This is a genomic window from Streptomyces sp. NPDC034670 (assembly GCF_055574875.1).
Genome location: NZ_JBVITR010000019.1, coordinates 1 through 19242, shown reverse-complemented (window position 1 = coordinate 19242; position 19242 = coordinate 1). Strand labels below are relative to the sequence as shown.

Sequence of the window (19242 nt, the reverse complement as noted above, 5' to 3'; positions counted from 1 at the left end):
CTGTAGCCGATGGGACGGGGGCGAGTGTGCGCGTGGCAGTACTCGGTCGAAGTCCGAGCGTATAGGCCCCCGGGGACAACCGGTCCGGGTTGTACCGAACCGTTGTCGTACCGGTCGTCCCGCCCGGGCCCGGAAGGGCTCGGCCGGGGTCGGCCGTCCCGGGGGCGCTCACAGGGCGTGCCGCATCCACACGTTGGGCTCGACGTACACCGCGTACCCGCGCTCCGCCTCGCAGCGCACCGGCACCAGCGCGCCGGGCACCTCGACGTCGCCGTCGGTGTCGAAGGGCAGGCCCGTCCAGCGGCGCCAGTCCTCCAGCGCGCCGGACACGGTCATGGAGGCCGGCGCCACGGACGCGAGGGTGGCGCCGGCCCGGGCGTGGACGCGCAGCCACGGGTCCCGCGGCAGGCCGTCGGGGCGCACCCGGCGGGCGTACTCCTCGACGGGGGTGTGCGGTTCCAGGTGCTTGGCGCTGGGGCGGACGGGGGCGACGACCTCGCCGAAGCCGCGGGCCCGGGCGTTGTCGCGCAGCGCGGAGAGCATCAGCGCGGACAGTCCGCGGCCCTGGGCGTGCGGGGCGACGGAGACCGAGATCGCGCTGACGGTGTCGGGGCGGACACCGCGGCGCAGGTCGGAGAAGGCCCACAGGAGGACCGCGTCCCAGCCGCGCGCGGGCAGCCCGCCGCCCCTGGCCCCGAGGGCGAACGGCACGCTGTGGGCGGTGGCGACGACCTCGCCCCGGTCGTCCTCGGCGAACAGCACGTACTCGGGCAGCTCCGCGGCGATGCGCGGGAAGTACGCGGCGCCCACGAGGTCCTCGATCACGAACCGCGGCCAGGTGTCGGGCATCTCCCCCACCGGCTGCGTCATGTGGGGGCGGTCCGCGAGGTTCGAGATCTTGAATTCCATGGGCGCCACCGTAGGGCGGGGCCCGGGCTCGGGGAAACGGGTTCGCGCGGTCCGGCCGCCGGTCAGCCGCCGCACTGCTCCAGCATCATGCGCTTGTCGGCCGGCGTCACCGGCATCTCGTACTTGACGGCGACCTGGGCGAAGCGGACCGCGTACGCGCACCGCACGGACCTGTTCGGCGGGAGCCAGGCCGCCGGACCGGAGTCCCCCTTGGCCGAGTTGGCGGGGCCGTCGACCGGGAGCAGGTTGAGGGTGTCGTTGGCCAGCCGCTCCCGCTTGGCCTCGGGCCAGCGGGAGGCGCCCATCTGCCAGCTGTAGGAGAGCGGCACGACGTGGTCGATCTGCACCTCGGCCGCCTCCTGCTTGCGCCACTGGACGGTCCTGCCGGTGTAGGGGTCGGCCAGGGTCATGGCGACGACCACGCAGTCGGAGCCGGACCGGAAGCGGAGGTCCCGGCCGTCGCGCCGGAGCACGTCGTTGCGGGTGTCGCACCCGTTCCTCGCGAGCGGGACCCCGTCGGCCGTGTCCATCCACGCGTACCCGAACTCGTCCCGGTCGTAGCCCGTCCTCGGCCCCCGCCCCTTCGTCGGCACCCGCCCGATGACCTCGCGCGCCTCGGCGCGGTCGTCCTCGCCCGTCACGGGCGCCAGGCCCGGCTGCGTCCCGTCCGGGTTGTCCAGCGGGCTGACGGCCCGCCCGTCCGCGGCGGCGTCCGCGCTCTCGCGGCCGGCCGGGGTCCCCTCCTCCTGGAGCCCCTGGCAGCCGGTGAGCAGCACGACGGCGGCGGCGCACACCGCCGCCCCGGTGCGCCGTGTCCCCCGGCCCCGCTTCCCGTACCCCACCACGGCGTCCTCCCTCTGCTCCCCTGTCGCCTGCCCCCGCACGGGCCGCGGAATGCCCGGCAAAGTCCGCTCCACCGTAACGGGCGAAAGGTCCAGACCATATGGTGATCAAACGGGCATTCCTCCCGTCCTCCGCGTATCGTCGGTCCTGAGTCACCTTCCGAAGGAGCTCCGCATGGGTATCTTCGACAAGCTCAAGAGCAACAAGACGGCCCGCGGCAAGGCCAAGCAGGCCTCGGACACCGCGGAACGGAAGATCAACGAGAGGACCGGCGGCACGTACGAGGAACAGGTCGACACCGGGCAGCAGCAGGCCGAGCGGCGCCTCGGCATGGACCGCGACCGTCCCGACCAGCCGTAGGCCCCACGTCGGCCCGAGGCCGAGCGGAACCGCCTTCACCCCGGGAAGCCGTCCACGGGACCCTCCCCGTGGACGGCTTCCCGCGCTCTCGCCGCGGCGCCGCCGGGCGGCGCCCTACGACCCCAGGACCGACGTCAGGAACTCCCCGACCCAGCCGAGCAGTTCGCGGCCGACCAGCGGCTTGCCGCCCACCTTCGCGGTCTTGGGACGCGGCACCAGCACCTGGTGGGCGGCCGGCTTGACGACCGAGCCGGGGTAGAGGCGCTTGAGGCGCAGCTCCTGCGACTCGCGCAGCTCCACCGGGGCGAAGCGGACGTTGTTGCCCTGCAGGACGACCTCGCCGACGCCGCACGCCCGGGCGAGCATCCGCAGCCCCGCCACCAGCAGCAGGTTCTCCACCGGCTCGGGCAACTTGCCGTAGCGGTCGACGAGTTCCTCGCGCACCGCCTTGACGTCCTCCTCCGAGTTCGCGGAGGCGATCGCCCGGTACGCCTGCAGGCGCAGCCGCTCGCCGGGGGCGTAGTCGTGCGGGACGTGCGCGTCGACGGGCAGTTCGATCTTGACCTCGAGCGGCGGCTCCTCCTCGATCTCCCCGGTCTCCAGCTGCCGCCGGTAGTCCGCGACCGCCTCGCCCACCATCCGCACGTACAGGTCGAAGCCGACGCCCGCGATGTGCCCGGACTGCTCGCCGCCCAGGAGGTTTCCGGCGCCGCGGATCTCCAGGTCCTTCATCGCCACGTACATGCCCGCGCCCATCTCCGTGTGCTGGGCGATGGTCGCGAGCCGTTCGTGCGCGGTCTCGGTCAGCGGCTTCTCCGGCGGGTACAGGAAGTAGGCGTACCCGCGCTCCCGGCCCCGCCCCACCCGGCCGCGCAGCTGGTGCAGCTGGGACAGGCCGAAGGTGTCGCCGCGTTCCACGATCAGGGTGTTGGCGTTGGAGATGTCGATGCCGGACTCGACGATCGTCGTCGACACCAGCACGTCGAACTTCTTCTCCCAGAAGTCGACGACGACCTGCTCCAGCGCCGACTCCGACATCTGGCCGTGGGCGGTGGCGATGCGCGCCTCGGGCACGATGTCGCGCAGCCGGGCCGCCGCGCGGTCGATCGACTCGACGCGGTTGTGGATGTAGAAGACCTGGCCCTCGCGCAGCAGTTCGCGGCGGATGGCGGCGCCGATCTGCTTCTCCTCGTAGGGGCCGACGAAGGTGAGCACCGGGTGGCGCTCCTCCGGCGGGGTGGTGATCGTCGACATCTCGCGGATGCCGGTGACCGCCATCTCCAGGGTGCGCGGGATCGGGGTGGCGGACATGGTGAGCACGTCGACGTTGGCGCGCAGCTTCTTCAGCTGCTCCTTGTGCTCGACGCCGAAGCGCTGCTCCTCGTCGACGATGACCAGGCCCAGGTCCTTGAACTTCGTCTCCGAGGAGAACAGGCGGTGGGTGCCGATGACGACGTCCACCGAGCCGTCCCTCAGGCCCTCCAGGACCGCCTTGGCCTCGGTGTCGGTCTGGAAGCGGGACAGCGCCCGCACCTTCACCGGGAACTGCGCGTACCGCTCGCTGAACGTGCCGAAGTGCTGCTGCACCAGCAGCGTCGTCGGCACCAGGACGGCGACCTGCTTGCCGTCCTGGACGGCCTTGAAGGCGGCCCGCACCGCGATCTCGGTCTTGCCGTAGCCGACGTCGCCGCAGATCAGGCGGTCCATGGGGACCGACTTCTCCATGTCCTCCTTGACCTCGGCGATGGTGGTGAGCTGGTCGGGCGTCTCCGCGTAGGGGAAGGCGTCCTCCAGCTCCCGCTGCCAGGGGGTGTCGCCGCCGAAGGCGTGTCCGGGCGCCGCCATCCGCGCGCTGTACAGCTTGATCAGGTCGGCGGCGATCTCCTTGACGGCCTTCTTCGCCCGCGCCTTGGTCTTGGTCCAGTCGGCGCCGCCCAGCCGGTGCAGGGTGGGGGCCTCGCCGCCGACGTACTTGGTGATCTGCTCCAGCTGGTCGGTGGGGATGTAGAGGCGGTCGCCGGGCTGGCCGCGCTTGGCGGGGGCGTACTCCACCACCAGGTACTCGCGGGTCGCGCCCTGCACGGTGCGCTGCACCATCTCGATGTAGCGGCCCACGCCGTGCTGCTCGTGGACGATGTGGTCGCCCGCCTCCAGGGTGAGCGGGTCGATGGTCTTGCGGCGCCGGGCCGGCATCCGGGCGCCCTCGCGGCCGGAGGCCTTCTGGCCGGTCAGGTCGGTCTCGGTGAGCACGGCGAGCCGGAGCACCGGGTCCACGAAGCCGTGGTCGATGCAGCCGCAGGCGACGTGCACGACGGACGGCGTGATCGCGCCGAGGGCGCCCGTCCTCCCGCCGTCGGCGGCCAGGCGGGCCGCGATGCCCTCGCCGCCCAGCACCTCCACGGTGCGGGAGGCCGGGCCGTGGCCCTCGGTGACGAACACCGTGCGCCAGCCGTCGGCGAGCCAGCCCTTGGTGTCGGCGAGCGCCCGCGCGGTGTCGCCGCGGTAGGTCTCGGGGGCGTGCATGCCGAGCTTGAGGGTGTCCCCGTCGAGCTCCTCGCCGGCGGCGAACGGCGACACCGACCACCACATCATGCCCAGCTCGCGCGCCCGGTCCCGGACGTCCGCGAGGGACCACAGGGAGGCCGCGTCCACGTCGATGGGCGCCTCCCCGCCGGTCGCGGTGGCCGCCCAGGAGGCCTGCAGGAACTCCTGGCTCGTCGCCACCAGGTCGGCGGCCCGCGTCCGCACCCGCTCCGGGTCGCAGACCACCGCCATGGCGCCCTCGGGCAGCACGTCCAGCAGCAGCTCCATGTCGTCCACCAGGACCGGCGCGAGGGACTCCATGCCCTCCACGGCGATCCCCTCGGCGATCTTGCCGAGCAGTTCGCCGAGCTCGGGGTGCTCCTCGGCGAGGGCCCGCGCGCGGGCCCGGACGTCCTCGGTGAGCAGCAGCTCGCGGCACGGCGGCGCCCACAGGCCGTGCTCGGCGACCTCCAGGGACCGCTGGTCGGCGACCTTGAAGTAGCGGATCTCCTCGACGTCGTCGCCCCAGAACTCGATGCGCAGCGGGTGCTCCTCGGTGGGCGGGAACACGTCGAGGATGCCGCCGCGCACCGCGAACTCGCCGCGCTTCTCGACCAGCTCCACCCGCGTGTACGCGGCGGCGGCGAGCGCCTCGACGACGTCGCCGAGGTCGGCGCCCTGCCCGGTCCGCAAGGAGACGGGCTCCAGGTCACCCAGGCCCTTGACCTGCGGCTGGAGCACGGACCGCACGGGCGCCACGACGACGGAGACCGGGCCGGTCTCCGGGTCGTCGGGGCGGGGGTGGGCCAGGCGGCGCAGCACGGCCAGCCGGCGGCCGACGGTGTCGCTGCGGGGGCTGAGCCGCTCGTGCGGCAGCGTCTCCCAGGACGGGTACTCCACGACCCCCTGGGGCGGGAGCAGGGAGCGCAGCGCCGCGGCCAGGTCCTCCGCCTCGCGTCCGGTCGCCGTCACCGCCAGGACGGTGCGGCCCGTGTCCCGGGCCAGGGCGGCGACCGCGAAGGGGCGGGCCGCGGGAGGGCCGACCAGGTCGACGTGCATGCGGTTGCCGTCGGAGGCCGCCGAGATCGCTTCCGCGAGGGCGGTGTCCTTGACGACGGCGTCGAGCAGACCGTGCAGGCTCATTCGGGGCGCTTTCCGTCCGGGGGTGTGCAACACGACGGGCCCGACGCGCACTGCGGGCCGGGGGTGTCCAGCGTACGACGCCGCGCTCGCCGGCGCCGGGGCCGTGGACGACGTCCGCCGGCCGGTCGCCGGACGGCGCCCCGGACCACCGGGGGCGTTGCCCCCGGACCCCCGTTCCGGTCCTGTCCCCGGCCCCCCGGTTCCGGCCCCGGACGGGCCCCGCCCCACCCGCCGGGCGGGCCGGTCGCACGCCCCGGCGCCGGGAGATCCCGCGGGACCTCCCGGCGCCGGACGCTTCCCCGCGCCCCCGTGCGCGGCGGCTACTCGGTGGCGATGGCGTTCAGGACGTTCATCCGGCCGGCCCGGAACGCCGGGACCAGGGCCGCGAACAGACCCACGAACGCCGACCCGACGAAGACCCCGATGATCGTCGGCCACGGGATGTCGAGGACCTTCAGGCCCTCCAGGGCGAGCAGCTGCTGCGCGGTGGCGCCCCAGCCCATGCCCAGTCCGAGGCCCAGCAGGGCGCCGAAGAGCGCGATCACCACCGACTCCATGCGGATCATGCGGCGCAGCTGCCGGCGCGAGAGGCCGATGGCCCGCATCAGGCCGATCTCCCGGGTGCGCTCCACCACCGACAGGGCCAGGGTGTTCACCACGCCGAGGACCGCGACCACGATCGCCAGGGCCAGCAGGCCGTAGATCATGTTCAGCAGCTGGCCGATCTGGTCCTTCAGCGCCTCCTTGTAGTCGGTCTGGTCGCGCACGGTGTACTGCGGGTAGTCGTGCAGCGCGTCCTTCAGCGCCCGGTACGCGGCCTCCTCCTGCCCGTCCTTCGCCGAGGCGAAGAGCAGCTGGTCCAGCGGCATCCGGTCGGCCGGGACGTACGCGGCCATGGTGTCGATGGACGTGTACATCGCGCCGGCGTCGACGACGGCCTCGCTGCTGGTGATCGCCCGGACCGTCAGCGTGCCCGTGGAGCCGCCCTCGAAGGCGACCTCGACCTTCGAGCCGACCTCGATGCCGTGCTCCTTCGCGAAGTCCTCGTGGACGGACATCGAGTCGGGCCGGTAGGCGTCGGCGAGCTCCCCGGCGACCGTCTCGACCCGCAGGTCGGTCGCGTACGTCGGGTCGGCCGCCGTGATCGAGGTGTCCTTCGTCGTCCTGCCGTCGGGCGTGGTGAAGTCGGCGTCCGTCCACTTGTAGCGGGTGACCCGCTCCAGCTCCGGCACCGCCTGCACGGCCTCGACGGTCTGCGGGACGATCGGCTGGCCCGTGTCGTTCTGGACGATGAAGTCGGTGCCGACCGTCTTGTCGAGCTCCTCGGTGGCGGAGGCCACCATGGAGGAGCCGACCACCGACAGGCACGCCACCAGCGCGAGCCCGATCATCAGCGCGGCGCCGGTCGCGCCGGTGCGGCGCGGGTTGCGCAGGGCGTTGCGCTCGGCCATCCGCCCGACGGGTCCGAAGGCCCGCAGCAGGACCGCGCCGAGGACCCGGACCACGCCGCCCGCCAGCACCGGGCCGACGACGACGAAGCCGATCAGGGACAGCACCACGCCGAGGCCCAGCCACAGGGAGCCGTCCGCGGCCTTGTCCGCGGTCCCCGCCAGGTACAGGGCGAAGCCGCCGGCGCCGGTGAGCACCAGGCCGACCGCGCCCCGGATCCGGCCGGCCCTGCCGTCCGCCGGGGTCCCGGCGTCGCGCAGCGCGGCCATCGGGGAGATCTTCCCGGCCCGCCGGGCGGGCAGGTAGGCGGCCAGCACGGTGACGACGACCCCCAGCACCAGACCGGTCACCGGGGTCGTCCAGGCGATCGTGAGGTCGTTCGTGGACAGCTCCATGCCCATCAGGCCCATGAGCTTCATCAGCCCGACCGCGAGCCCGACGCCCGCGCCGACGCCGAGCACCGAACCGACGACGCCGAGCAGCAGCGCCTCGGCCAGCACCGAGCGGTTGACCTGGCTGCGGGAGGAGCCGATGGCGCGCATCAGGCCGATCTCGCGGGTGCGCTGGGCGACCAGCATGGAGAAGGTGTTGATGATCAGGAAGATGCCGACGAGGAAGGCGATCCCGGCGAAGCCGAGCATCGCGTACTTCATGACGTTCATGAAGTCCTCGACGTCCTTCTGGTTGGCCTCCGCGGTCTCCGCGGCGGTCTGCACCTTGTAGTCGCCGCCGAGCGCGGCCAGGACGTTCTTCTTCACCTGCGCGTCGCTGACGCCGGCCGCGGCGGTGACGTGGACGTTGGTGTAGACGTCGCGCTCGCCGACCAGGACCCGCTGCGCGGTCCCGGTCTCCAGGTAGAAGATCGCCGCACCGGGGTTGGTGACGGTGAAGTCGGCGATGCCGGAGACCTTCGCGGTGTGCGTGCCGACCGCGGTGATCACGCCGATCTCGTCACCGAGCCCCAGGCCGTGCTTGTCGGCGGTGTCGGCGTCGACCATGATCTGGTCCGGCTCCCCGGGCGCGGCGCCGGAGGTGATCTCCATGGTGCGGGCGTCGAGGTCGTTCCAGTTGCCGACGATGGTCGGGGCGCCGCTGGTGGGCGAGAGGCTGTCCTTGTCGGCGTCGACGACGGTCACCGAGGTGGAGAACACCGCGCCCTCGGCCGACTCCACCCCCTCCACCTTCCGCACGTCGGCGAGCACGGAGGCCGGCATCACCGGCGGCCTGCCGTTGCCGGAGGTGGTCTCGCCGCTGTCGGAGGCGTCCTGGGCGCTCACCGTGACGTCCGACGAGGTGGCCGCGAACAGCTTGTCGAACGTCGTGTTCATGGTGTCCGTGAACACGAGCGTCCCGCACACGAACGCCACCGACAGCAGCACCGCCACCGCCGACAGCGCCATCCGCCCCTTGTGCGCGAGGAAGTTGCGCAGCGAGGTCTTCAGGACGGTCATGACGTGCGCCCCCGGGCGTCGAAGTCCTTCATGCGGTCCAGCACCTGCTCGGCGGTCGGCTGGTGCATCTCGTCGACGATGCGGCCGTCGGCGAGGTACAGCACCCGGTCCGCGTAGGAGGCGGCCACGGGGTCGTGGGTGACCATCACGATGGTCTGGCCCAGCTCGTCCACCGAGCGGCGCAGGAAGCCCAGCACCTCGGCGCCGGCGCGCGAGTCGAGGTTCCCGGTCGGCTCGTCACCGAAGATGATCTCCGGCCGGGCCGCCAGCGCCCGCGCCACCGCGACCCGCTGCTGCTGGCCGCCGGACAGCTGGGTCGGCCGGTGCTTCAGCCGCCCGGCGAGGCCGACGGTCTCCACCACCCGGTCCAGCCACGCCTGGTCCGGCTTGCGGCCGGCGATGTCCATGGGCAGCGTGATGTTCTCGAGCGCGTTCAGCGTCGGCAGCAGGTTGAACGCCTGGAAGATGAACCCGACCCGGTCCCGGCGCAGTTGGGTGAGCTTCTTGTCCTTCAGGCCGGTGATCTCGGTCTCGGCCAGGTGGATCTGACCGCTGGTCACGGTGTCGAGCCCGGCGAGGCAGTGCATCAGCGTGGACTTGCCGGACCCCGAGGGGCCCATGATCGCGGTGAACCGACCGCGGGCGATGTCCACGTCGACGTGGTCGAGGGCGACGACCCGGGTCTCGCCGGACCCGTACGCCTTCACGACCTGCCGCGCCCGCGCGGCAACGGCCGTAGGCCCTCCAGTACCCCCGTGCCTGGGAATGGTCACAGCCGATGTCACGGTAAGTCTCCTATGTCGGTCAGGAAATGAGAAGCAAGGTTCCGGCGGCCGCCGTCGTGCTCGACGGCCGCTTCGTGCGGTGCGGTACGACGTGTCCAGTCTGGCGGCGGGGAGGGCGCCGCGCCCTGGTGCCCAGCGCAGTCCTTCCCTGGGGAAAACCCCACCCCCGCCGGTGTGCCCGGCCGCCCCCCAGCGGCGTAAAACCAGGTTAAGGACGGCTGCCGCCCGTCTCGTCCTCCGCCGGTACGACCCCTCCCCGAGCCGTAGTACGGAGGTACCCCTAGGGGCCCTCCTCCGGTGGGCGGAGCCCTTCTCGGGGTCGGCTCCGTCCACCGGCGCCCCCCGAGCCTCCACCCTCACGCCGCGTCAGGGTCAAGCGCGCAGCCGTCCGGCACGGGCGGGCGGTCACGGGGGAGGGGTTCCGGACGGCGGCGCCGCGCCGAGGGCACGGGGCGCCGCGCGGGAGACCCGGACCGGCCGGCGCCCCGGCCGCGGGCCGGCGCGCTCCCTATGCTGCCGCCATGGTGACCCTGGAGCGCCTCCGCGCCGAGCACGCGCCCGCCCTGCTGGCCTTCGAGCACGACAACCGCGCGTACTTCGCCCGCTCGGTGCCGGACCGGGGGGACGCGTACTTCACCCCGGCCGGTTTCGCCGCCCGGCACGCGTCCCTCCTCGCCGAACAGGAGGCGGGGACCTGCCACTTCCACGTCGTCCTGGACGGGGGAGGCCGCCTGGTGGGCCGGGTCAACCTCGTCGACGCGGCGGACGGCTCCGCCGAACTCGGCTACCGGGTGGGCGAACGCGCGGCGGGCCGGGGCGTGGCCACGGCGGCGGTGGCGCAGGTCTGCCGCCTGGCGGCGACGCGGTACGGCCTCACCGCCCTGACCGCCGTCACGACGTCGGACAACCCGGCGTCGACGAGGGTCCTCGCCCGCAACGGCTTCACCCGCGTGCGGGACCTCACGGTCGAGGGACGCCCCGGGGCCCTCCACGTCCGCCGGCACCCCTGACACCGGCACGGCGGGGACCGCCCCGGCCGGTCCGCGGGCGCGGCCCGCCGCGACGGCGCGCGGGCCGCGGGCCGGTGACGCCGGTGCGCCCCGCCGGCACCGGACCGCTCCCCCGCCCCGCGGGCTCCGCTCCGCTCCGGCCCGGCACGGCGGTCCCCGGCCGGAGCGGAGCGGAGGAACAGCGGCGGCCGAACGAAGCGGCAGGGTGGCCGGATCCTCGCGGGAGGCAGGCACGGAGGAGACCCCGGGACCGCACCCGGCCGTCCCGCAGGGGATCCCCGGAGCCTCCCGCGAAGACCCCGGCGCTCACGCCGCCCTCACTCCACCATCCGCCCCGTCAGCGCGCTCAGGCTGGCGCACACGTGGTCCATGTGCGCCTGGACGGTCTCCCGCGCCTCCGCGTGCTCGCGCAGCACCCGCTCGGTCTCCCGCCCGATGCCCTCCTCGCTCACCCGCGCCTCGGCGAGCACCCGGGCCGCCTCCTGCTCCGCCTCCTCCTGACGGCCCCGGGCCCACTCCTCCGCCTCGGCGAAGACCCGCCTCGCCTCGGCCAGCGCGCCCTCGGCCCGCTCCACCTCCTGCGCGTGACGGGCCTCCAGGGCGGCCATCCGGCCGTCCTCCTCCCGCTCGGCCTCGGCCAGCCGCTCCTGCTGCTCCCGGGTCCCCTCGGCCAGCACCTCGGAGGCACGCCGGCGCGCCTCCCGCACCACCCCCAGGGTCTCCGCGCGCCGCTCCTTCACCTCGGCCCGGGCCGCGACCCGGATCCCGTCGGCCTCGGCGCGGGCCTCGAGCAGCCGCTGCCGGGCGTCCTCGTCGGCCCCGGCGCGCACCGTGTCGGCGTACGCCCGCGCGGCCTCCTGCACACCGGCCGCCTCCTCCCGCGCCAGGTCCCCGATCCGCTGCACCTCCCGGCGGGCCTCCTCCCGCACGGCCGCCGCCTCCTCCTGGACCAGCTCGAACAGCCGCCGCGCGCTCTCCCCGAGCGACTCGTACGTCTGCGGGGGCAGCTCCGCCACCCGCTCCCGCAGCCGCTCCAGCTCCTCCTCCATCTCACGGGCCAGCACGGTGAGCCGTGCCGCCCGCTCCCAGGCGGCGTCGCGCTCCGCGCAGAGGGCGTCGATGTACGCGATCACCTGCAGGGGACGGTAACCACGCCCCCGCACGACCTCGAAGCCCTGCGACTCCACCGACGCGCTGCTCATCCTGGAACCCCTCTTCACCGGACGGACCCGAAGCCCAGCACGACGACCGAGCAAGAAATGGGATGATTCGCGCACATCTTGGTGGATCGCACCAGAGGGTTCACAACGCGACACTCCGCGAAGAGGGCACGCAAAAGCCGGGCCCGGTCGTCCGTACGACCGGGCCCGGCCCTCCGCGCCCACCGGGCGCGCGGTCAGCGGCGGCTCACAGCAGGCCGTCCCACATCTGCTCCAGCAGCACCGACCACCAGCTCTCCGGCGACCCCAGCGCCGCCGGGTCCAGCGCCGCCAGCTGGGCCTGGAAGTCGACGGTCCAGCGGCCCGCCTGCTCCTGGTTCAGCCCGTACCGCAGCCGCCACATCCGTCCCAGCAGCGCCAGGCAGCGCGCGAACTCCGGCAGACCGGTGTTCACGAACTGCGGCGGCACGGGCGCCCCGCCCGGCCCCGCCTCCACCGGCACCGCGACGATGTGCGCCGTGCCGTACTGCACGCAGACCGCCTTGCCGAAGTCGCTGCCCAGCACCAGGTACGAGCCCGCGTCCGAGGCCGGCCGCACCCCCCGCTCGGCCGCCAGCTCCGCCAGCGTCGGCACCGGCCGGCCCGGCTGGGCCTGCGCCCAGAAGAACGGGCCCATGTCCAGCGGCAGCCCGGCCACCACCAGGGTGTGCGCCACGATCGGCGGCACCCCCTGCCGCGACACCGCCGCCTGCTCGAACCGGAACACCCCCGGCCCGAACGCCGCCGCCAGTTCGTGGGCCACGCCCTCCGGCGGGACCGGCGGTGCCGGCGGCACCGGCGGCAACGGCGCGCGCACCGGGGCCGGACGCGCCGGACCGTCCGCCACCTGGTGCAACTCACCCTGGTGAGCCAGCAGTTGCTGCATGCCCTGCTGCCGGCTCGCATGGTCCGTGCCGTACGGGGCGATGCTCGTGATCCGCGCCTGCGGCCACTGCTCCCGGATCATCCGCGCGCAGTACGCCCCCGGCAGCTCGCACGACTCCAGCTCGGTGTGCAGCTCCAGCACCTGGTCCTGCGGCACGTTCATGGCCCGCAGCTCGTGGAAGATCTGCCACTCCGGGTGCGGCGTGCCCGGCGCCGAACGCCGGATCAGCTGCTGCTCGGAACCGTCCTGCGCGCGGTAGCGCAGCACGGCCTGGTAGCCGGGGCCGACGGTCGGCGGGCCGGCCGGCTGCGGCGGATACCCGTACGCCGGCGGCTGCCCGGGCACGGGCGCGCCGGGCGGCATCCCGGGAGCCCCGCCGGGCACGCCGGGCGGGGCCGGCGGCGGGGGCGGGCCCGGAACGCCCGGGGTCCGCGGCGGCGGAGGCACACCGGGGCCGCTCACCGGGGGCGCGGCCAGCACCGTCTCCGCGTGGTGCACGGGACCGCGCGCACCCCCCGGCGCACCGGGAGGCTGCGGCCCCCCGGGAGCGCCGGGTGCGGCCGGGGCGCCGGGCGGCGGCGGGGGCGCGCCCGGCCCCGTCCCGCCGGGCCCGGAGAGCATCGTCGCGGCGTGGTGGACACCACCGGGCGGCGTGCCGCCGGGCGCGTTCGGGGCAGGCGGGGTCGCGGAACCGGGCGGCGGCGTCGCACCGTCCGGCGGCTGCGGGCCGTCGGGGCCGAGCGCCGACACCGCCTGCGTCGGCGCGTACCCGCCGCCCGCCGGAGCGCCCGGCGCGCCGGGCGCGGCCGCGGGCGGGGGCGGCGGCGTCGGGGCCGGGCCACGACGCGGCGGCGGCGTCGCCTCGCCGGTCGCGGCGTCGGCGGTGTCCCCGGCACGCGCCGCGAGCGGCCGTTCGGGCGCGCCCGGCGCGGCCGGGGGCGGCGTGCTGCCCCGCGGTGCGCCCGGCGCGGGCGTGGCGGGCACACCGGCGGGCGGCGTCCCCGGCGCGTCCGCTCCCCGCGGACCGCCCGGCGGCGCCGGCGCCCCGGGGTCCGGGAGCGCCGGCGCGACAGCGGTCGGCGGAAGCCCGCTGCCGCCCGACATCAGCGCCGTCTGGGCGTCCGGCGTCGCCGCGGGCGGAGCGTCGTCGCCGGACTCGCCCAGCGGCGGCGCGAACACGGTCTCCGGCAGCGGCACGGAGCGGTCCTCGCCGGCGTCGGCGTTGGTGTCCGTACCGGTCCACGGCGTCGCCCCGGCCGGCCCGCCGGCACCCGCCGAGGAGTCGCCTCCCCCGGCGGCGGGCCACGCCGTCCCGCTCCCCGGCCCCGGGGACGCGCCCGGCGCACCGGACGGCTCGGCAGCACCGGACGAACCGGAACCATCGGACGAACCGGAACCACCGGACGACCCGGCGGAAACCGAAGAACCGGACGGACCGGAGGAAGGGGCGGCGGCAGGGGAGGCGGACGGGCCGGAGGGGCCCGCCGGCGCCGCCGGACCCGCGCCCTCCCCCCGCCGGTCCGGAATCCCGAGCCGGTCCGCCGCCTCCTGCAACCACTCCGGCGGACTCAGCAGGAACGACGTCTGGTTCAGATCCACCCGCGCCGCCGGCGCCGGCGCCGGCTCGGGCGCCGTACCGTCGCGGCCGTACTCCTCCTCGTACCGGCGGATCACCTCGCCCACCGGCAGCGCCGGCCACAGCGTCGCCTCGCCGCTGTCCCGGGCGATCACCAGCCGCTGCGCACCCCCGTCCGAACGGGGTCCGTCCGCGCGGTCCTCCGCCCACACCACGAACCCGAGGCCGAACTCCCGCACCCGCACCTCACGGTGCTGGTACGCCGGCACGTCCCCGTTGACCCACTCCTCCGCGCGCTCCTGCGCCTGCGCGAACGTCACCATCGCTACCGCTCACCCTCCCGCGGGAGAAACCGGAACGGCACGCGCGAACCCGCCGTCCACCATCAGATTCGCCACCGTCTCCAACTCCGGCGGGGAGCCCGCGAGCCGCGCCAGGAACGCGTCGAAGTCGTCCCCGCACGGCAGCAGCAGCCGCTCCACCCGCTCGGCCGGCGACCAGGACGGATCCACGTCCCGCGCGTCGTCGTACGCGCAGAACCACACCGAACCCACCCGGTCGCCCCGCACCTTCACGGCCAGCAGCCCGCCCTGCACGAAGGCGACGCACAGGTAGTCCTTGGTGAGGTGGTCCCGCAGGCACTTGTTGACGTACACCAGGTCGTTGACCGCCGCCTCGTCCCGCACCGTGAAGAACGGCTGGTCCACCAGCAGCCCCAGCTCCGCGTCCAGCGCCGTCCCCACCGGAGCGCACCCGCCCGCCGCCTTCAGGAACGACCGGTACGCACCCGGCAGCCGGTACCCGAGGTCCTCCTCGACCCCCAGCACCTGCGCCTCCGTGACCGCCACCCCCGACTTCGGCAGCCCGAAGTGCGCCGGACGCGTCTCCTGCAACGGCCGCGTCCCCCGCTTGCCCTGGTCCACGGCCGCCGTCGCCACCCCGCCGTGGTGCCGCAGCAGCGCCTTCACCTCGACCGGCACCAGCTCCAGCCGCCGCGCCCCCACCACGTGGTGCCACGTCCAGCCGTGCGGCGTCGCCACCGCCGGCACCGTGTCCCACAGCTCGTGACCGCTCGCCGCCAGCGCCGCGTTCGCCGACACGTAGTCCGTCAGCCGCAGCTCGTCGACGCCGAAGCCCTCCGGCGGGTCCGCGATCTCCGCGACCGCCCGCGCGTAGGGCGAGAAGTCGGGGTAACCGCGCTCGTCCACCCGAACCCCTCTCGGGTGACGGGCCGCCCGCACCGGATCCGGGAAGTGCACGACCTGCCCGGCATAGGCCGCGTTCGGCGGCGCGGCTTGTTGCCCGAGCCGACCTGTCGTCATGGCGGTTGCCCCCTGCGGCACTCTGTACGCCCCCACCGGCCCCCTCCGGACCGTCACGGAACGTATTCGACTGTCACGTCTGTCTCGACTGTTCACCGCCGCGACCCCCGCGGCGTCCCGCACGCACCACCGCGCGGTCACCGCACGGATCGCGGTGCCGACAGCCTATGCGGTACGGGGACACCGGTCACCGGCACCGGTGACCCGCCCCCTCCGCTTCCGTGACCAACCGTCACCCTCCCGTGACAGCCCGCCCAAACCCGGGCGTGTCGCCCGCCCCAGCTTCCGCATCGGTCACGGCATTTGGCACTCTGTGATCTCCGAGGGGATGCTCGGGAGGGAATGATGATCATGAACGCGACACCAACGGGGACCCGCACCGGCTCGTCCGGCGTCCCCCGCTCCGGCGACCCCCGCATCGGCTGGAGCGCCGCCGACGGCCTCCACGCACCCCTCCTGATCCACCGCCGCGACGGCATCCTCCCCACCGTCGCCGCCGCCCTCTCCGTGCGCGGCACCACCCTCACCGGCACCGCCGCCCGCGGCGACACACCCCCCACCCTGCACCCCCTCGTCCAGGACTTCCTCGACGCCCTCACCAGCGCCCAGCGCGACCGCTTCACCGGCCGCTGCGCCGAGACCCTCCTCATCTCCCGGCACATCGCCGCCGCCGACGCCGCACGCAGCAAACGCGCCGCGCGCAAACCCATGACCAACGGCGAAGCGCGCAAAGCCCTCAAACAGGCCAAACTCACCACCCGCCGCATCCGCGAGGACGGCGACCCCCTGCACGGCAGCTTCGCCGCCCCCTGCCGCGCCTGCACCGCGCTCAGCGCCCACTTCGGCGTCCGCGTCGTCGACCCCACCGCCGACGGCTGACCGGCCCCACCCCCCTCGACCACCGACGAACCAAGGCCAGATGCACACCGACCGCACCTCGACCACCCGCTTCGCCGTACCCGTCGACGCCGCCCTGCGCGCCGCCGGATGGCGACCCGGCCGCTGGGACATCAAACAGGCCGAGATCTGGGCCGACACCCTGCGCGGGCACACCTCGCCCGCCGGACACCGCCACACCGTCTTCCCCGCGGCCGTCGAGGCCTGGGCCGAATTCGGCGGGCTCCGCATCGACCCCACCGGCCCCGGCCGCCAGGTCGCCCCCGCCGCCCTCGACCTCGACCCGCTGCACGGACTCCACCTGGCCCGCACCCTCGGCGACCTCGGCCGCGCCCTCGACACCCAGGTCTGCCCCCTCGGCGCCGAGACCGACACCCAGGCCCTCCTCGCCATCGACGCCCAGGGCCGGGTCTACGCCCTCGACCACACCGGCGACTGGTACCTCGGCCCCGACATCGACCACGCCCTCACCGCCCTCGTCTGCGGCACCCAGCCCGTACGCCTCACCGCCGACTGACCACCCCGCGCCGGACCACGACGGCACCACGGCGGGACCACGGCGGGCCTACGGCAAGGACCACGGCGGACCTACGACGCCGGGATCACCGCCGACACCCGGAAACCCCCCGCCTCCGTCGGCCCCGACACGAACACCCCACCCAGCGCGGACACCCGCTCCCTCATCCCCACCAGGCCGTTCCCCCCGGACGGCAACCGCGCCGACGCCGCCGCCGCCGGCGGCGGCTCGTTCTCCACCTGCATCGCGATCTCCGACACCCGGTGCGCGAGCCGCACGTACGCCTTCGCACCCGCCGCGTGCTTGTGGACGTTCGTCAACGCCTCCTGCACCACCCGGTACGCCGTCGACTCCACCTCCCGCGCGTACGAGCGGACCTCCCCCTCCACCGACAGGTCCACGACCATCCCCGCGGCCGCCGACTGCCCCACCAGCTCCTCGATCTCCGACAGCGACGGACCCTCGGCCGCCCCCTCGCCCCCCTCCCCGGACCCGTCCGCCGCCCGCGACGCGGCCGCCGCGGCGGCCGCCCCCACCGCCGCCAACGGCACCGACGCCCGCTCCCGCCCGGCACCCCCCGCACCGGACCGCAGCACCCCGAGCATCTCCCGCAGCTCCGTCAACGCCTGCCGGCCCATGTCCCCCACCAGCGCGGCGTTCCGCACCGCCTTCTCCGGGTCCTTCCGCGCCACCGCCTGCAACGCGGCCGCGTGCACCACCATCAGACTCACCCGGTGCGCGACCACGTCGTGCATCTCACGGGCGATCCGCGTCCGCTCCTCGTTCCGCGCCCACTCGGCCCGCTCCTCCGCCCGCTCCGCGAGCAGCTGGAGCTCCCGCTCCAGACTGTCCGCCCGCTCCCGCAGGCTCTCCATCAGCCGCCGCCGCGCCCCCACGTACAGCCCCAGCAGCAACGGGGGCGCCGTCAGCCCCAAGGAGGTCGTGACGGCCGCGAACGGCACCATCCAGTCCCCGACGTCGAGGCCCTCCCGCGCGATGTCCCGCCGCACCCGCACGAACATCACGATCAGCATCCCCACCAGCTGCATCCCGGCCAGCGAGGCGATGATCCGCCGCGGCACCTCCGACGCGGCCAGCGAGTACAGACCGACGATCCCCAGCAGGAAACCCATCGCCGCCGGCGTCACCGCGATCGCCACCAGCACCACCGCGATCGGCCACCGCCGCCGCACCAGCAGCACGGAACCGACCAGCAGGCCGAACACGACCCCCACGGCCACCGGAAGCCCCGCCTCCCGCGCGAACGGGATCCCCTCCAGACCGCACTCCACGGCGGACACCACCGCGAGCCCCACGTCCAGCGCGGCACCGCGCCGCCTGTCCCACCACCACGGCCCGCCCCGGGCCGTCACGTCCGTTTCCCCCGTCGTGGTCATGCCTCCCAGACTACGGGCGGCCCCTACCGCTTCTCCGGTGAGTTTCCCCCTCCGGACCAGGCCACAGGGGGTGACCGTTCGGATGCGATACGGTCCGGAATCCCTCGAACTGCTGAATCGACCACCGTTCGAGCAGGGAGGCGGCCCTTCCGCCCGGACGGTATGCCTGTGACGCACGCACCCGGCAAGTACGCCGACTTCGAAGGCCTGCGCGAACAGGCGGTGGCCCTGCGACGCGCGGGCTGCAGCCTCCGGCAGATCCGCAACGAGCTGAGGATCTACAACAACGACCTCCTCAACCAGTTGGTGAAGGGGGAGCCCCCGCCGGCCTGGACGAAGCGCCCGAACGCGAAGGACGACCTCAGAGCCGAGGCCCGGGAGCTGCGCCTCCGAGGGCGGACGTACGACCGGATCGAGGCCGAGCTGGGCCGCTCCCGGAGTTCGGTCCCGCTGTGGGTGCGGGACCTGCCGAGGCCGGAGCGCAAGCGCACCCCCGAGGAGGCCGCGGCCATTGCGCGCAAGGGGTGGGAGGTGAAACCGCGCGTCCGGGACGAAGAGCGGCAACGCACCAAGGAGGCCGCCAGGCAGGCGGTCGGCACCCTGTCGGCTCGCGAACTGTTCCCGGTGGGCGTCGGCCTGTACTGGGCGGAAGGGGGCAAGGACAAGCCGTACGACTCACGGGTGCCTCGTGATCAAAGTCCTCGGGAGTGCCGAGTTGTACCGTCGCATCGAGGGCTCCTGGTACGGCATAGTGTTGGGAGCCGACTCGGCAACCCAACCGAATGTCCGGTTTAGTCGAGTTTCATCCCCCATGGTGTAATCCGGCAGCACTGAGGGTTTTGGTCCCTTAAGTTCAGGTTCGAATCCTGATGGGGGAGCTGCCGCGGGGGGGGGGGGGGGGGGGGGGGGGGGGGGGGGGGGGGGGGGGGGGGGGGGGGGGGGGGGGGGGGGGGGGGGGGGGGGGGGGGGGGGGGG

General features: G+C 74.6%; 13 protein-coding genes and 1 pseudogene. 5 read left to right on the top strand and 9 right to left on the bottom strand.

Annotated features, from left to right (window positions below; all coding sequences use genetic code 11):
• Positions 1 to 168: 168 nt before the first annotated feature.
• The gene (locus tag ACZ56B_RS15515; RefSeq protein WP_468790061.1) at positions 169 to 909 is read right to left on the bottom strand and encodes a GNAT family N-acetyltransferase; all 741 of its coding nucleotides are present in this window, start codon (positions 907 to 909) and stop codon (positions 169 to 171) included.
• Between the two features lie 62 nt (positions 910 to 971).
• Positions 972 to 1754, bottom strand: a complete 783-nt coding sequence (locus tag ACZ56B_RS15510; RefSeq protein ID WP_468790059.1) for an HNH endonuclease family protein — start codon at positions 1752 to 1754, stop codon at positions 972 to 974.
• Between the two features lie 172 nt (positions 1755 to 1926).
• On the opposite strand from ACZ56B_RS15510, the gene ACZ56B_RS15505 reads away from it, so the two are divergent.
• On the top strand, positions 1927 to 2112 hold the full coding sequence (locus tag ACZ56B_RS15505; protein WP_468790057.1) for an antitoxin: 186 nt from the start codon (positions 1927 to 1929) through the stop codon (positions 2110 to 2112).
• 114 nt (positions 2113 to 2226) lie between these two features.
• Here the strand turns inward: ACZ56B_RS15505 and mfd are convergent, their stop codons facing one another.
• From mfd to ACZ56B_RS15490, 3 genes are all read right to left on the bottom strand, one after another.
• The gene (gene mfd / locus ACZ56B_RS15500) at positions 2227 to 5778 is read right to left on the bottom strand and encodes a transcription-repair coupling factor (protein WP_468790055.1); all 3552 of its coding nucleotides are present in this window, start codon (positions 5776 to 5778) and stop codon (positions 2227 to 2229) included.
• Positions 5779 to 6098: 320 nt separating this feature from the next.
• The gene (locus ACZ56B_RS15495; RefSeq protein WP_468790053.1) at positions 6099 to 8678 is read right to left on the bottom strand and encodes an ABC transporter permease; all 2580 of its coding nucleotides are present in this window, start codon (positions 8676 to 8678) and stop codon (positions 6099 to 6101) included.
• Positions 8675 to 9463 (bottom strand): ABC transporter ATP-binding protein, encoded by a 789-nt coding sequence (locus tag ACZ56B_RS15490; protein WP_468790051.1) that lies wholly within the window; start codon positions 9461 to 9463, stop codon positions 8675 to 8677. Before ACZ56B_RS15490 ends, ACZ56B_RS15495 begins: the two co-directional genes overlap by 4 nt.
• Positions 9464 to 9984: 521 nt before the next feature.
• On the opposite strand from ACZ56B_RS15490, the gene ACZ56B_RS15485 reads away from it, so the two are divergent.
• Entirely contained in the window at positions 9985 to 10473 is a 489-nt protein-coding gene (locus ACZ56B_RS15485) for a GNAT family N-acetyltransferase (RefSeq protein WP_468790049.1), read from the top strand.
• A 317-nt stretch (positions 10474 to 10790) separates the two neighbouring features.
• On the opposite strand, the gene ACZ56B_RS15480 is transcribed toward ACZ56B_RS15485, so the two are convergent.
• From ACZ56B_RS15480 to ACZ56B_RS15470, 3 genes are all read right to left on the bottom strand, one after another.
• Positions 10791 to 11675: a cellulose-binding protein gene (locus ACZ56B_RS15480; RefSeq protein ID WP_468790047.1), complete on the bottom strand. Its 885-nt coding sequence runs from the start codon at positions 11673 to 11675 to the stop codon at positions 10791 to 10793.
• Between the two features lie 205 nt (positions 11676 to 11880).
• A complete protein-coding gene (locus tag ACZ56B_RS15475) occupies positions 11881 to 14457 on the bottom strand; it encodes an SUKH-4 family immunity protein (protein ID WP_468790045.1) in 2577 nt (858 codons plus the stop codon).
• Positions 14458 to 14466: 9 nt separating this feature from the next.
• Positions 14467 to 15456, bottom strand: a complete 990-nt coding sequence (locus ACZ56B_RS15470; RefSeq protein ID WP_468790043.1) for an SMI1/KNR4 family protein — start codon at positions 15454 to 15456, stop codon at positions 14467 to 14469.
• 342 nt (positions 15457 to 15798) lie between these two features.
• Here ACZ56B_RS15470 and ACZ56B_RS15465 point away from each other — a divergent pair, with 342 nt between their 5' ends.
• The gene (locus ACZ56B_RS15465) at positions 15799 to 16335 is read left to right on the top strand and encodes a YwqJ-related putative deaminase (RefSeq protein WP_468790041.1); all 537 of its coding nucleotides are present in this window, start codon (positions 15799 to 15801) and stop codon (positions 16333 to 16335) included.
• A gap of 40 nt (positions 16336 to 16375) precedes the next feature.
• Entirely contained in the window at positions 16376 to 16870 is a 495-nt protein-coding gene (locus tag ACZ56B_RS15460; protein WP_468790039.1) for an SUKH-3 domain-containing protein, read from the top strand.
• 71 nt (positions 16871 to 16941) lie between these two features.
• Here the strand turns inward: ACZ56B_RS15460 and ACZ56B_RS15455 are convergent, their stop codons facing one another.
• A complete protein-coding gene (locus tag ACZ56B_RS15455; protein ID WP_468790037.1) occupies positions 16942 to 18267 on the bottom strand; it encodes a sensor histidine kinase in 1326 nt (441 codons plus the stop codon).
• Between the two features lie 162 nt (positions 18268 to 18429).
• Between ACZ56B_RS15455 and ACZ56B_RS15450 the strand changes: the two are divergent.
• A pseudogene (locus ACZ56B_RS15450) lies at positions 18430 to 18948 on the top strand (hypothetical protein); the annotation flags it as partial.
• Between the last annotated feature and the right edge of the window lie 294 nt (positions 18949 to 19242).